At 70.3% G+C, this 13,993-nt stretch carries 10 protein-coding genes and 1 pseudogene; 10 read left to right on the top strand and 1 reads right to left on the bottom strand.

The window, feature by feature from the left end:
- Nucleotides 1-4 precede the first annotated feature (4 nt).
- The 3 genes from OG413_RS01780 (at nucleotide 5) to cimA (ending at nucleotide 3,564) form a co-directional block, all read left to right on the top strand.
- Nucleotides 5-1,030: an agmatine/peptidylarginine deiminase gene (locus tag OG413_RS01780; protein ID WP_266802525.1), complete on the top strand. Its 1,026-nt coding sequence runs from the start codon at nucleotides 5-7 to the stop codon at nucleotides 1,028-1,030.
- A gap of 5 nt (nucleotides 1,031-1,035) precedes the next feature.
- Nucleotides 1,036-1,647: a TetR/AcrR family transcriptional regulator gene (locus tag OG413_RS01775; protein ID WP_266802523.1), complete on the top strand. Its 612-nt coding sequence runs from the start codon at nucleotides 1,036-1,038 to the stop codon at nucleotides 1,645-1,647.
- Nucleotides 1,648-1,956: 309 nt separating this feature from the next.
- Nucleotides 1,957-3,564, top strand: a complete 1,608-nt coding sequence (cimA, locus tag OG413_RS01770) for a citramalate synthase (RefSeq protein ID WP_266802521.1) — start codon at nucleotides 1,957-1,959, stop codon at nucleotides 3,562-3,564.
- 152 nt (nucleotides 3,565-3,716) lie between these two features.
- Here the strand turns inward: cimA and OG413_RS01765 are convergent.
- Nucleotides 3,717-5,189 (bottom strand): annotated as a pseudogene (locus tag OG413_RS01765) (glycoside hydrolase family 30 beta sandwich domain-containing protein); the annotation flags it as partial.
- 324 nt (nucleotides 5,190-5,513) lie between these two features.
- On the opposite strand from OG413_RS01765, the gene OG413_RS01760 reads away from it, so the two are divergent.
- The 7 genes from OG413_RS01760 to OG413_RS01730 all read left to right on the top strand — a co-directional run bounded on the left by OG413_RS01760 (nucleotide 5,514) and on the right by OG413_RS01730 (nucleotide 13,992).
- Nucleotides 5,514-6,488 (top strand): LacI family DNA-binding transcriptional regulator, encoded by a 975-nt coding sequence (locus OG413_RS01760; protein ID WP_266802519.1) that lies wholly within the window; start codon nucleotides 5,514-5,516, stop codon nucleotides 6,486-6,488.
- Between the two features lie 213 nt (nucleotides 6,489-6,701).
- Nucleotides 6,702-8,378: an ABC transporter substrate-binding protein gene (locus tag OG413_RS01755; protein ID WP_266802517.1), complete on the top strand. Its 1,677-nt coding sequence runs from the start codon at nucleotides 6,702-6,704 to the stop codon at nucleotides 8,376-8,378.
- Nucleotides 8,379-8,397: 19 nt separating this feature from the next.
- Nucleotides 8,398-9,453 carry an ABC transporter ATP-binding protein gene (locus OG413_RS01750; protein WP_266802515.1) on the top strand — a complete coding sequence of 352 codons (1,056 nt, stop codon included), beginning with the start codon at nucleotides 8,398-8,400 and terminating at the stop codon, nucleotides 9,451-9,453.
- The gene (locus OG413_RS01745; protein ID WP_266802513.1) at nucleotides 9,450-10,430 is read left to right on the top strand and encodes an ABC transporter permease; all 981 of its coding nucleotides are present in this window, start codon (nucleotides 9,450-9,452) and stop codon (nucleotides 10,428-10,430) included. Before OG413_RS01750 ends, OG413_RS01745 begins: the two co-directional genes overlap by 4 nt.
- A gap of 5 nt (nucleotides 10,431-10,435) precedes the next feature.
- A complete protein-coding gene (locus OG413_RS01740; protein ID WP_266802511.1) occupies nucleotides 10,436-11,428 on the top strand; it encodes an ABC transporter permease in 993 nt (330 codons plus the stop codon).
- A complete protein-coding gene (locus OG413_RS01735) occupies nucleotides 11,425-12,462 on the top strand; it encodes an ABC transporter ATP-binding protein (RefSeq protein WP_266802509.1) in 1,038 nt (345 codons plus the stop codon). The genes OG413_RS01740 and OG413_RS01735 overlap by 4 nt, the downstream gene beginning before the upstream one ends.
- A 108-nt stretch (nucleotides 12,463-12,570) precedes the next feature.
- Complete coding sequence (locus OG413_RS01730) at nucleotides 12,571-13,992, top strand: GH1 family beta-glucosidase (protein WP_266802507.1); 1,422 nt, start codon at nucleotides 12,571-12,573, stop codon at nucleotides 13,990-13,992.
- Nucleotide 13,993 lies beyond the last annotated feature (1 nt).

Genomic DNA, 13,993 nt, shown 5'->3' with positions numbered 1-13,993 from the left:
CGTCATGACGACCTCCCCGACCTTCCGCATGCCCCCCGAGTGGGCCCCGCACGAGCGCACCTGGATGGCCTGGCCCGGCCCCAACCCCACCTTCGACAGCGACGCCGAACTCGACGGGGCCCGCCGCGCCTGGGCCGACGTCGCCCGCGCGGTGCGCCTCTTCGAACCCGTCACCATGGTCGTCGGCCCCGGCCAGGAGGACGGCGCCGCCGCCCTCCTCGGCCCGGACATCGAGCTGGTCGTCCGCCCCCTGGACGACGCCTGGATGCGCGACATCGGCCCCACCTTCGTCACCGACGGGCGCGAACTGGCCGCCGTCGACTGGACGTTCAACGGCTGGGGCGCCCAGGACTGGGCGCGCTGGGAGCACGACGCGCACATCGCCCGCGGCGTCGCGGAGCTGGCCGCCGTCCCCGTGCACAGCTCGCCGCTCGTCAACGAGGGCGGCGCGATCCACGTCGACGGCGAGGGCACCGTCCTGCTCACCGAGACCGTCCAGCTCGGCAAGGAGCGCAACCCCGGCTGGACCCGCGAACAGGTCGAGGCCGAGATCCACGCCCGGCTCGGCACCGAGAAGGCCATCTGGCTGCCCCGCGGCCTCACCGGTGACTACGGCACCTTCGGCACCCTGGGCCACGTCGACGTCGTCGCCGCCTTCGCCCGCCCCGGCACGGTGCTCGCCCATGTCCAGCCGGACCCGGCCCACCCCGACCACGAGATCACCCGCGAGACGCTGCGCATCCTGCGCGCCGCCACCGACGCCCGGGGCCGCCCCCTGGACGTGGTCGAGGTCCCGGCCCCCACGGTGCTGCGGGTGGACGGCGAGTGGGTCGACTACTCCTACATCAACCACTACCTCTGCAACGACGGCGTGATCCTCTGCGGCTTCGACGACCCGCGCGACCAGGAGGCGGCGGCCCTCTTCGGCCGGGTCTTCCCGGACCGCACGGTGACCCTGGTCGACGCCCGTACGATCTTCGCGGGCGGTGGAGGCATCCACTGCATCACCCAGCAGCAACCGAAGGTCTGAAGCCCATGCCCGCCTCCCCCCGTCGTCGCAACACCGCCCCGCCGCGCGAGGACGTGCTGGCCGCCGCCATGGCCACGATCGCCGAGCGGGGGCTCGACGGGCTCACCATGGCCGGGCTCGGGCGGGAGGTCCACATGAGCAGCGGGCACCTGCTCTACTACTTCCGCACCAAGGACGAGCTGCTGCTCCGGACCCTGGAGTGGAGCGAGGACCGTCTCGGTGCGGAGCGTCGCGCGCTGCTCGGCCTGCCCGGCACGGTCCGCGAGCGGCTGGACGCGTACATCGCCCTGTACGTCCCCGAAGGGCACCGCGACCCGCACTGGACCCTCTGGCTGGAGGTCTGGAACCGCTCGCGGGACGCGGACGACGACGCCCGCGTCCGGCAGGCCGCCATCGAGGGCGCCTGGCACCGGGATCTGGTGGCACTGGTCGCCGAAGGCGTCTCGCGCGGGGAGTTCCGGGCGGTGGACGCGGAACGGTTCGCGACCCGGCTGCGGGCGCTCCTCGACGGGTTCAGCGTCCATGTGACGGTGGGCATCCCCGGTACGGGCAGGGACCAGGTCCTGGATCAGGTGGCGGAGTACACCGACGAGGCACTGGCGCCCGCCCGCCCCTGAACGATGTCCCGAGAGCGGCGACCGCATCCTGAGACGGGCCGGGATCCGGGAGCGTGGTGTGCCAGACTGCTCCCGTGTCCTCGTTCGTCATGATTATTGGCAACAGGCGCGCCGGTCCGCAGTGACCGTCCCGTACCACCATGTACGGCACGGACATCGTGCCCCAGACCCGCGCGCAGACCTCTCGCACCCGCGAGGGGTTTTTTCGTTTTCCGGCCCTCACCTCGGCCGGGGCGAGGCACGCGGGATGATGGGGGCAAGTGGAGCCAGATCGTCCGGATCCACTCATCCGACAGGAGTCAGATCAGCATGACCACCAAGGCCAAGGCCACCGACGACAGCTTCCATGTCTTCGACACCACACTGCGCGACGGTGCACAGCGTGAAGGCATCAACCTGACGGTCGCGGACAAGCTGACCATTGCCCGGCACCTGGACGACTTCGGCGTGGGATTCATCGAGGGCGGCTGGCCGGGCGCCAACCCCCGCGACACGGAGTTCTTCTCCCGTGCCCAACAGGAGATCGAGTTCCAGAACGCCCAGCTCGTCGCGTTCGGCGCGACCCGCAGGGCGGGTGGCAAGGCTTCCGAGGACCCGCAGGTCAAGGCGCTGCTGGAGTCGGGGGCGCCGGTGATCACCCTGGTCGCCAAGTCCCACGACCGCCATGTGGAGCTGGCCCTGCGCACCACCCTGGAGGAGAACCTGGAGATGGTCCGCGACACCGTCTCCCACCTCCGGGAGCAGGGCCGCCGGGTCTTCGTCGACTGCGAGCACTTCTTCGACGGCTACCGCGCCAACCCCGACTACGCCAAGGCCGTGGTCCGGGCCGCCCACGAGTCCGGCGCCGATGTCGTGATCCTCTGCGACACCAACGGGGGCATGCTCCCCGCCCAGGTGCAGGCCGTCGTCGCCACCGTCCTCGCCGACACCGGCGCCCGGCTCGGCATCCACGCCCAGGACGACACCGGGTGCGCCGTCGCCAACACCCTGGCCGCCGTGGACGCGGGCGCCACCCACGTCCAGTGCACCGCCAACGGCTACGGCGAGCGGGTCGGCAACGCCAACCTCTTCCCCGTCGTCGGCGCGCTGGAACTCAAGTACGGCAGGACCGTGCTGCCCGAGGGCGCGCTCGCCGACATGACGCGGATCTCGCACGCCATCGCCGAGGTCGTCAACCTCACCCCCTCCACCCACCAGCCCTACGTCGGGGTCTCCGCCTTCGCCCACAAGGCCGGGCTGCACGCCTCCGCGATCAAGGTCGACCCCGACCTCTACCAGCACATCGATCCGGCGCTGGTCGGCAACACGATGCGGATGCTGGTCTCCGACATGGCGGGCCGCGCCTCCATCGAGCTCAAGGGCAAGGAACTCGGCATCGACCTCGGGGGCGACCGCGAACTGGTCGGCCGCGTGGTCCAGCGCGTCAAGGAGCGCGAACTCAAGGGCTACACCTACGAGGCGGCCGACGCCTCCTTCGAGCTGCTGCTGCGCGGCGAGGTCGAGGGCCGGGCCCGCCGCTACTTCCGTACCGAGTCCTGGCGCGCCATCGTGGAGAACCGCCCCGACGGTACGCACGCCAACGAGGCGACCGTGAAGCTCTGGGCCAAGGGCGAGCGGATCGTCGCCACCGCCGAGGGCAACGGCCCGGTCAACGCGCTCGACCGGGCCCTGCGCGTCGCCCTGGAGCGGATCTACCCGCAGCTCGCCAAGCTGGAGCTGGTCGACTACAAGGTCCGCATCCTGGAGGGCCGCACCGGCACCGAGTCCACCACCCGCGTGCTGATCACCACGGGTGACGGAACCGGTGACTGGGCGACGGTCGGGGTCGCGGAGAACGTCATCGCCGCGTCCTGGCAGGCGCTGGAGGACGCGTACACCTTCGGACTGCTGCGGGCCGGGATCGAGCCGACCGAGTAGCCGCCGCTGCCGGAGCCGCCTTTTCTGGTGGGCGGCTCCGGCGCGGGCGCGGATCCGGGCGGGGTCCGGGACCTCCGTATCGGGTCGGCGTATGCGTTGCAGGTGTACAGCGGCGCCTTTGCTCCGACGGTCCTGGGCCTGGTTCAGGCAGCGGACTGGGTGCCCGGCCAGGTGAAGGTCGCCGAGGTGCGGCCCGGGAGGGTGTAGGTGAACTTCTGCCCGCCCCAGTTGACCGTGACCGGCTGGGCGGAGCCCGAACCGTTGTACGCGATCAGCGCCTTGGAACCGTCCGGATTGCGCCAGGCCACGTTGGGCACCGCGGAACTGGCCGTCGAGGAGATCCGCGCGGCACCGGGCCGGACGAACTTCGTCAGATGGCCCATCGTGTAGTACTCGATCCCGTAGTCGACCTGACCGTGCCGGCCGTCCCCGTTGTGCACGGTGATCAGCCCGTCGCAGGTGCCGCAGCCGCCGTTGTGCGGGCCCCTGTTCTGGTCAACGGCCAGCGACCACTTGGTCACCGACTTCGCCCAGTTGCGGGTGTAGTCGATGATGTTGAGCATGTCCTCGCGCTGCTGGTCGGCGATCCAGGTGCCGCCCGAGTGCTCCGTCTGGAAGGCGTCGAGCTGCGGGTACTGGTTGTGCACGGCCGTCTGCTTGGCGACGTCGCCGCCGTAGCCGTGCCAGGCGATCCCGCCGAAGTTGGGGTGGCTGCGCACCGCCGCGTCGTTCACGGTGGCGGCCGCGTAGGCGTCGTAGGTGTCCCAGTTCCAGTCGTGGGCCAGCACCTTGGCGGGCAGGCCGGCGGACTGGAGCTTGGGCAGCAGCTCGCTCTTGGTGAAGTAGGCGAGCCCGGAGCCGTTCCAGCTCATCGAGGGATAGCCGGAGCAGCAGGTCGGCTCGTTCTGCGCGGTGACGTAGTCGACCGGGACGCCCTGGTCGCGCCACGCCTGGAGGTACTTCACGAAGTACGTGGCGTACGTGCCGTAGTACTCGGCCTTCAGCCAGCCGCCGTTCAGCTGACCGTTGTCCTTCATCCAGGCCGGAGCGGTCCACGGCGAGGCCACCGTGGTGAGCGCCGGGTTGAGCTGCTTGGCCTGCCTGGTCAGCGGCAGGACGTCCTGGAGATCATGTGCGATCGAGAAGTTGGTGAGGTTCGGGTCCGTCTGCCCGGCCGGCATGTCGTCGTACGTGTAGCCGAACCGGGCGAGGTCGGAACCGCCCATCGGATTGCGTACGAACGAGAGCCCGATGCCCTCCGTGGGGGAGAACAGCTTCTTCATCGTGGCGTCGCGGGTCGCCTGGCTCAGTGCGCCGCTGCCCTTCATCAGCCAGGCCGCCGTGTCGGTGAACGAGGCGCCGCCGCCGGTGAACGTCTGGTACCGGGTGTTCTCGTCCACCGTGATGGTGGTGCCCGAGCCGCCGTTCCCGGCGACGAAGGCGATCGGGGCCTGGGCCTGCAGGCCCCGGGTGACATGGCGGCCGCCGGAGTCGTCGGTGGTGGTCAGCGTGATGTTCACGCTCTCGCCCGTCGCCCGGGCCGTACCGGAGGTGAGACCGGTGAGGCCCGCCGCGGCGAGCGCGGTGGCGACGAGGACACGTGCCGCTCTGCTGGATCGGATCATGGGCTGCTGCCTCTCTCGGCAGGGTGTGTGGGGGTGATGCCGTCGATCGAGGCGTGAGTGAACTGCTGTTGTGGGCCGCCGTCAAGAGGGTGCACGTTCAGTACTTGAACGAATAACTCGCCCCGGCCGGTCAGGAGATGGGTACGGACCAATGTCGGTGTGAAGTATTGACGCTTCTGTTCCGGCGCGGTTAACTCCAGCCGCAACGCCGGTACCGGTTCCGGTACCGGTTGCGGAACCGGTACCGAAGCCGGCTGCCGTTGCCCGCCCCTGCCTGCCCCGTCTGCCGCCCTGACCTGTTCTGCCTTGTCCCTGGAGGCCCCGTTGCGTGTCACCATCGCCGATGTCGCCCGTGCGGCAGGCGTCAGCAAGACGACCGTGTCGCGGGTCATCAATCTCAAGGGCGAAGTGGACGGCTCCACGGCCGCCCGCGTTCGTGAAGTGATCGCCCGACTCGGCTATGTGCCGAGCTCGGGCGCCGTCGGACTGGCCCGCGGCAGCAGCCGTACGGTCGGGATGCTGGTGCCGTCGCTGACCTGGCCGTGGATGGGCGAACTGCTCCAGGGCGTGGTCGACACCGTCGAGGCCGCCGACTACGGGCTGCTGCTCTTCACCTGCAACCGCGGCGCCGAATCCGTCCAGCGCTTCACCAGCCAGGTGTCGGCGCGCGCCTTCGACGGACTCGTCGTCGTGGAGCCGGAGAACACGCTCGACCATCTGACCGAGCTGCACCGCAACGGCCTGCCGATCGTCCTCATCGACGACCGGGGCCACCACCCGGAATTCCCCTCCGTCGTGACCACCAACCACGAGGGAGGCGCGTCGGCGGCCCGCCATCTGCTGGCCGGGGGGCGCACCAGACCGCTGGTCGTCACGGGCCCGCAGAACTTCGGCTGCGTACGCGACCGGCTCAGCGGTTTCCGCTCGGTCCTGCCCACCGAACTGGTCGTGCACGGAGACTTCACCGAGGGGTGCGGCCGCCTCGCGGTGGAGGAACTCCTCGCCGCCGGGGCGGAGTTCGACTCGGTCTTCGCGCACAACGACATCAGCGCGGCGGGCGTGCTGCGGGCCCTGCGCGCCGCCGGGCGCCGGGTACCGGACGACATCGCGGTGGTCGGCTTCGACGACATCCCGATGGCCGAGCACACCGCGCCGCCTCTGACCACCGTGCGTCAGCCCACCCGGCGGATGGGGGAGACGGCGGCGCGGATGCTGCTGTCCCACCTCGGCGGCACACCCGTACCGGACGAACCGGCCGTGCTGCCCACCGAACTGGTCGTGCGCCACTCGGCGCCGTAACGGGACCGCCCCGCCGGGCACCCGTCCGCATCCCCGACCCCGCACCGCCCGCCCTGCCTGCCCCACCCGCACCATCGGGGCTCCCCGCACCGCCCGCCCTGCCCGCCACCCCCGCACCACCGGCGCTCCCTGCCCCACCCGTCACACCCGCACCGCCTGTTCCCCCTCCACCCGCCCGTACCCGCACCACCCGCAGCCCCTCCTGGAGTAGCTATGTCCGTACGCCGTCGCCACACGCTGAGAGCGCTCTCAGTCGCCACCGCCGTGGTCGCGCTCGCCGCCGGTTGCTCGTCCGCCAACTCGGGTGCCAACAAGGGCGGAGCCGGTGCCTCCGGCGTGCTGACCCTCGGCAAGCCGGACGGGCCGCAGACCAACAACAGCAACCCGTTCCTGAACACCTCGGCGAGCGCCACCCTCGGCTACCGCTACATGATCTACGAGCCGCTGGCGATGACGAACCAGATCCGCCCCACGGACAAGGCGGCCCCCTGGCTCGCCACCGACTGGAAGTGGGAGGGCAACTTCACCAAGGTCTCCTTCACACTCGACGGGCGCGCTAAGTGGGCCGACGGCAAGCCGCTGACCGCCGCGGACGTCGAGTACACCTTCAGCCTGCTGAAGAAGCACCCGGCGCTCAACGGCAACGGCATCCCCTTCGACGGGATCGCCGTGGAGGGCGGGAAGGTCGTCCTGACCTTCAAGGAGTCCCAGTTCGTCAACCAGAACAAGATCATCCAGACCTACATCGTGCCCAAGCACATCTGGGAGAAGGTCGACAACCCGGAGACCTGGCCCAACCGCACCCCGGTCGGCTCGGGCCCGTACAAGCTGAAGACCTTCACCCCGCAGACCACGACGCTGACGGCGACGCCGACGTACTGGAAGGGCGCGACGAAGGTCAAGGAGCTGCGGTACACCGCGTACAACGACAACAGCGCGGCGACCACGGCACTGGCGAGCGGCAAGGTCGAGTGGTCGTTCGTCTTCATGCCGAACTACAAGCAGCTGTACATCGCCAAGGACCCCAAGAACCACAAGCTCTGGTTCCCCTCCGGACTCGGCATCCACGGACTGTGGTTCAACACCGCCCGCAAGCCCTTCGACAACCCGGCGCTGCGCAAGGCGATGGCCATGGTCGTCGACCGCCGGGCGATCCACGTCCAGGCCCAGGCGACGCTGTACCCGGAGATCACCAACCCGACCGGCCTCCCGCTGCCCGCCGGTGAACCCTTCCTCGCGCCGGAGTACGCGGAAGCCACCACCGCGCCCGATGTGGCCGGGGCCAAGAAGGTGCTCACCGACGCCGGGTTCACGCTCGGCGGCGGCGTACTGAAGGACCCGGGCGGCAAGCCCGTGAAGCTGACCTTCACCGACCCGGCCGGCTGGAACGACTACATCACCGGGCTCTCGATCATCAAGGACAACATCAAGCAGCTCGGCATCGAGGCCAAGGTCAAGACGCAGACCGCCGAGGCATGGGGCGCGGACGTCGCCAACGGCAACTTCGACGCCACCCTGCACTGGACCAACAGCGGCGCCACGCCCTACGACATGTACCAGAACATCATGGACGGCTCGATCCTCCAGCCCGTCGGCAAGAGCTCCCAGCTCGGCAACTTCGGCCGCTTCAAGAGCCCGGAGGCCACCGCGGCGCTCAAGGAGTACGCGAACGCCACCGACGACGCCACCCGCACCAAGGCCATGAACACCCTCCAGAAGATCTTCGTGGAGCAGGCTCCCGTCATCCCGACGGCCGCCGCTCCCATCGGCGCCGAGTACTCCACGAAGAACTGGACCGGCTGGCCCACCGAGGCCGACCCCTACGCCCCGCCGCAGCACACCCAGCCCACCGCGCTGGAGATCGTGCTGAAGCTCAAGCCCACCAAGTAAGCACGGGGAAGAACCGGCCATGACCACCGAACAGTCCGAGAACGTGCGGACCACCACCGACGTGGTGCTCGAAGCACGCGGAGTCACCAAGCACTTTCCCGTCCGGCGCACCGCCCGCGACCTCGCCGCGCGCCGCCGCCGTACCGTCCACGCCGTCGACGACGTCTCGCTCGAACTCCGGCGCGGCACCGTCACGGCCCTGGTGGGGGAGTCCGGCTCGGGCAAGTCCACCGTCGCCCGGCTGCTCGCCCAGCTGTATCCGCTCACCTCGGGCGAGATACGGCTGGCGGGCACCGCGGTGAAGGCGGGACGTGGCCGGTCCTTCCGAAGTTACGTACGGCGGGTCCAGCTGATCTTCCAGGACCCGTTCGCCTCGCTGAACCCCGTGCACACCGTGCGCTACCACCTCACCCGGGCGCTGCGGATCCACGGCCGGGCGGGCAACGGGGACACGGAGCTGGAGAACAACCTCACCGATCTGCTGAACCGCGTCCAGCTGACACCACCGCACCAGTACCTGGACAAGTTCCCGCACGAGCTCTCCGGCGGCCAGCGCCAGCGCGTCGCCATCGCCCGCGCGCTCGGCGCCGACCCGCAGGTACTCCTCGCCGACGAACCGGTCTCGATGCTCGATGTGTCGATCCGGCTCGGTGTCCTCAACCTGCTGCGCGACCTCAAGGAACGCCTGCACCTCGCGATCCTCTACATCACCCACGACATCGCCTCCGCCCGCTACTTCGCGGACACCACCCTGGTGATGTACGCGGGCCGGATCGTGGAGGGCGGCGACAGCGAGACGCTCACCCAGCGCCCCGCCCACCCCTACACCCAGCTCCTCATCGCCTCCGCGCCCGACCCGGACCGGGTGGTCGCCGAGGAGGAACAGGAGGAGACCGGGACCGGCGAGCCCCCGTCGCTGATCGCCCCGCCGGCCGGCTGCCGTTTCCACCCCCGCTGCCCGAAGGCCATGGAGCGCTGCCGCACCGAACTGCCGCCGCGCTTCGACCTGGCGGACGGCCAGTGGGCCGCCTGCTGGCTCTACGACGGCGCCACGCGAGCGGAGGCCGGCCGGTGAAGTACGTAGCTCAGCGGCTTGTCTTCTACGCCATCACCGCGTGGGCCGCCATCACCATCAACTTCCTGATCCCGCGGCTGATGCCGGGCGACCCCGTCGAAGCGCTGATGAGCCGCTACCAGGGGCAGCTCGACACCACCGCCATCGCCTCCCTCAAGGCCCTGTTCGGCCTCGACAAGGAGCAGTCGCTCTGGCAGCAGTACACCGACTACTGGGCGCATCTGCTGGACGGCGACCTCGGACTGTCGTTCACCTTCTTCCCGACCCCGGTCGGCGAGGTGATCTCCCAGTCGCTGCCCTGGACACTCGCCCTGGTCGGCGTCACCACCCTGATCAGCTTCCTGCTCGGCACCGGCATCGGCGTCTACAGCGGCTGGCGGCGCGGCTCCTGGCTGGACGGGCTGCTGCCCGTCACCACCTTCATCTCCGCCATCCCCTACTTCTGGCTCGGGCTCATCGCCATCGCCCTGTTCGCCGTGAAGTGGCCGCTCTTCCCGGCCGCCGGAGGCTACGACAGCTCGCTCGTCCCGGCCTTCGACTGGCCGTTCATCTCCAGCGCGCTCTACCACGCCGTACTGCCCGGGATCACGATCGTGCTCAGCGCCATCGCGGGCTGGATCCTCGGCATGCGCAACATGATGGTGACCGTCTCCTCCGAGGACTACGTCATGGTGGCGCAGGCCAAGGGGCTCTCCGAGCGGCGCGTGATGTTCAGCTACGCCGCCCGCAACGCGGTCCTGCCCAACATCTCCGGCTTCGCCCTCTCCCTGGGCTTCATCGTCGGCGGCACGCTGCTGGTCGAGATGGTCTTCTCCTACCCCGGCATCGGCTACCAGCTCTTCCAGGCGGTCGGCGCCAAGGACTACCCGCTGATGCAGGGCGTCTTCCTGATCATCACGCTCTCCGTCCTCGCCGCGAACCTGCTGGCCGACCTCGTCTACGCCGCCCTCGACCCCCGCACCCGGAAGGAGGCGTAGGGCCCATGTCCGTCACCGCCACCGACACCGACGCTCCCGGCACCGCCGACGTACCGGCGCCCACGCCGCCCACCCGCCGGGCCCGGCTGAGGTTCCTGCGCGGCGGGAAGACCCGCACCGGCCTGATCATCCTCGGCTTCTTCGTGCTCCTCGCGATCGCCGGGCCCTGGCTCGCCCCGTACGACCCCGACGCGATGAGCGACCAGCTCCTCCAACCGCCCTCCGGCGACCACTGGTTCGGCACCACGCAGACCGGGCAGGACGTCCTCTCGCAGATCCTCGTAGGCACCCGGGGCGTCCTGGTCGTCGGCTTCGTCGCCGGATTCTTCGCGACCGTGCTCTCCGTACTGATCGGGGTCAGCGCCGGATTCCTCGGCGGAGCCGCCGACGAGATCCTGTCCGCGCTCTCCAACATCTTCCTGGTCATCCCCGGACTCCCGCTGATCATCATCATCGCGAGCTTCGTCCCGGACACCGGCGACCTGCTCATCGCCACCGCGATCGCCTTCACCTCCTGGGCCTGGGGCTCCCGCATCCTGCGCGCCCAGACCCTGTCGCTGCGCCGCCGCGACTATGTGGAGGCGGCCCGCGCCACCGGCGAGTCGACCTGGCGGATCATCCTGTTCGAGATCATGCCGAACCTCACCGCCGTCATCGCCTCCGGCTTCGTCGGCACGGTCATCTTCGCCATCCTCACCGAGATCACCCTCGCCTTCATCGGCGTCGCCGACATCTCGCACTGGAACTGGGGCACGGTCCTGTTCTGGGCCCAGTCCAACCAGGCTCTCGCCCAGGGCGCCTGGTGGTGGTTCGTCCCCGCCGGTCTGTGCATCGCCCTGCTCGGCTGCGCCCTCGCCCTCATCAACTTCGGCATCGACGAGTTCGTCAACCCCCGCCTGCGCACCGCGACCGGCGCCTCCCGCAAGGTCAGGATGCGGGTCGGCTTCACCCCGGTCGCCCGGACTGCCGACCAGCCCAGCAAGGAGCAGAGCACATGACGGCCGAGCCGGTCCTCACCATCAGCGGACTCAACGTCGACTACGGCACCGGCGACGACGCCGTCCACGCCCTGCGCGACATCGACCTCACCCTGCACCGGGGCGAAGTCCTGGGCCTGGCGGGCGAGTCGGGCTCCGGCAAGTCCACCCTCGCCTACGCCGTCACCCGGCTGCTCTCCCCGCCCGGAGTGATCACCGGCGGTGACGTCCACTACCACCGGCCGGGCGGGGACAGCGTCGACATCCTCTCCCTGCCCCCGGAGAAGCTGCGCGCCTTCCGCTGGCAGGAGCTGTCCATCGTGTTCCAGGGCGCGATGAACTCGCTCAACCCGGTCCACACCGTCCACAGCCAGCTCACCGACGTACTCAAGGCGCACCGCCCCGAACTGCGCGCGGCCCAAAGGACCGCTCGCGCCGAGGAGTTGCTGACGCTCGTCGGGATCTCCGCGGACCGGCTCGCCGCCTATCCGCACCAGCTGTCCGGCGGCATGCGCCAGCGCGTGATGATCGCGATGGCGCTGGCGCTGGAACCCGAGATCGTCATCATGGACGAGCCGACCACCGCACTCGACGTCGTCATGCAGCGGCAGATCCTGCGCCGGCTGGTCCAGCTGCGGGAGCAGCTCAACTTCTCGGTCGTGTTCATCACCCATGACATCTCGCTCCTGATCGAGTTCTCGGACCGGATCGCGATCATGTACGGGGGCCGGATCGTGGAGGAGGCGGGCGCGGCCGAGATCTACCGCGACCCCCGCCACCCCTACAGCGACGGGCTGCTCCACTCGTTCCCCGCGCTGCACGGCCCCCGCCGCGAGCTGACCGGCATCCCCGGCTCACCCCCGCACCTGTCCGCGATGCCCACGGGCTGCGCCTTCCACCCCCGCTGCGGCAAGGCGTTCGAGCCGTGCGACGAGCGGGTCCCGGTGCTGACCCCGCCCGCCGACGAACCGGGCCGCGCGGTCGCCTGCTGGCTGCACGCGCGGGACCCGCGAGCTCCGCACCAGGAACGGTCCGCGCGCACTCCGCCCGTCTGACGTCCTCAGGTCCCGCTGGACCCCACCAGGCCGCCCACCAGGAACCGTCCGCGCCTTCCCGACCGTCCGCGCCCCCGGCCGTCCGACGCCCCTTACCTACGGAGACCGATGAACCCCGTCACCACCTCGCAGAGCCGTCGCCTCCTGCGGCCCGCCGCCGTCCCCGGACTCCCGGCCGACTTCCGCTGGGGCGTCGCCACGTCCGCGTACCAGATCGAGGGCGCGGCGGCGACGGACGGCCGCACCCCGTCCATCTGGGACACCTTCTGCGACGTTCCCGGCGCCGTCGAGGGCGGCGAGAGGGGGGACGTGGCCTGCGACCACTACCACCGGATGCCCCAGGACGTGGAGCTGATCGCGGGCCTCGGCGTCGACACGTACCGCTTCTCGCTCGCCTGGCCGCGCATCCAGCCGGGCGGCCGGGGCCCCGCCAACGAGAAGGGGCTCGACTTCTACAGGCGGCTCGTCGACGAACTCCAGGGCCGGGGGATCACCCCCTGGGTCACCCTCTACCACTGGGACCTGCCGCAGGAGCTGGAGGACGCGGGCGGCTGGCCGGCCCGCGACACCGCCCTGCGCTTCGCCGACTACGCGATGCTCGCGTACGAGGCACTGGGCGACCGGGTCGCGCACTGGACGACGCTGAACGAGCCCTGGTGCTCGGCCATGCTCGGTTACGCCTACGGGGTGCACGCTCCCGGCCGCCGGAACCTCGGCGAAGGGCTCCACGCCGTCCACCACCTGCTGCTCGGCCACGGTCTGGCGGCCGGGCGCGTCCGGGAGGCGGCGGGCACGAACCCGCTGGAGCTGGGCATCACCCTCAACCTCGGCACCGCCACCCCGGAGACGGACAGTGAGGCCGACCGCGAGGCGTGCCGCCGCGCAGACGGGCTCGGCACCCGCCTCTACCTCGACCCGATCGTCCACGGCGCCTACCCGCGGGACATGGTCGAGGACCTGGCCGCCCAAGGCATCGAACTCCCCGTCCAGGAAGGCGACCTGGCCGCCATCGCCACCCCCCTCGACGTCCTCGGCGTCAACTTCTACCGCGGCGCGCTGTTCTCCGGCCTCACCGAGGACGGCTCGCCCACCGACGCCGACGGACTGCCCGTCACCCGCGCGGTCGAACGCGACCTTCCGCGTACGGCCATGGACTGGGAGATCACCCCGGGCGAACTCACCGATCTGCTGCTGCGACTGGAGCGCGACTACGCGCTGCCGACCGTCATCACCGAGAACGGCGCCGCCTTCGACGACACCGTCGCCGCCGACGGCTCCGTACCGGACACCGACCGCACCGCCTACCTCGCCGACCACATCGACGCCGTCGCCGAGGCCCGCGTCCGGGGCGCGGACGTCCGGGGCTACTTCGCCTGGTCGCTGATGGACAACTTCGAGTGGGCCTACGGCTACGACAAGCGGTTCGGCATCGTCCGGGTCGACTACGACACGCAGCAGCGGACTCTCAAGGACAGCGCGAAGTGGTACCGCGACACGATCCAGCTCACCAGGAACGCCCGCACCGATTAGC

Origin of the sequence: Streptomyces sp. NBC_01433 (assembly GCF_026340105.1) — a bacterium.
In the GTDB taxonomy this organism is placed as follows: Bacteria; Actinomycetota; Actinomycetes; order Streptomycetales; family Streptomycetaceae; genus Streptomyces.
The sequence above is the reverse complement of the archived record's forward strand: the minus strand, read 5'-3'. Positions and strand labels throughout refer to the sequence as shown.

Coding starts and splice junctions, on each gene's coding strand:
- OG413_RS01780 (WP_266802525.1), top strand. CDS start 5: ATGACGACCTCCCCGACCTTCCGCATGCCCCCCGAGTGGGCCCCGCAC.
- OG413_RS01775 (WP_266802523.1), top strand. CDS start 1,036: ATGCCCGCCTCCCCCCGTCGTCGCAACACCGCCCCGCCGCGCGAGGAC.
- cimA (WP_266802521.1), top strand. CDS start 1,957: ATGACCACCAAGGCCAAGGCCACCGACGACAGCTTCCATGTCTTCGAC.
- OG413_RS01755 (WP_266802517.1), top strand. CDS start 6,702: ATGTCCGTACGCCGTCGCCACACGCTGAGAGCGCTCTCAGTCGCCACC.
- OG413_RS01750 (WP_266802515.1), top strand. CDS start 8,398: ATGACCACCGAACAGTCCGAGAACGTGCGGACCACCACCGACGTGGTG.
- OG413_RS01740 (WP_266802511.1), top strand. CDS start 10,436: ATGTCCGTCACCGCCACCGACACCGACGCTCCCGGCACCGCCGACGTA.
- OG413_RS01735 (WP_266802509.1), top strand. CDS start 11,425: ATGACGGCCGAGCCGGTCCTCACCATCAGCGGACTCAACGTCGACTAC.
- OG413_RS01730 (WP_266802507.1), top strand. CDS start 12,571: ATGAACCCCGTCACCACCTCGCAGAGCCGTCGCCTCCTGCGGCCCGCC.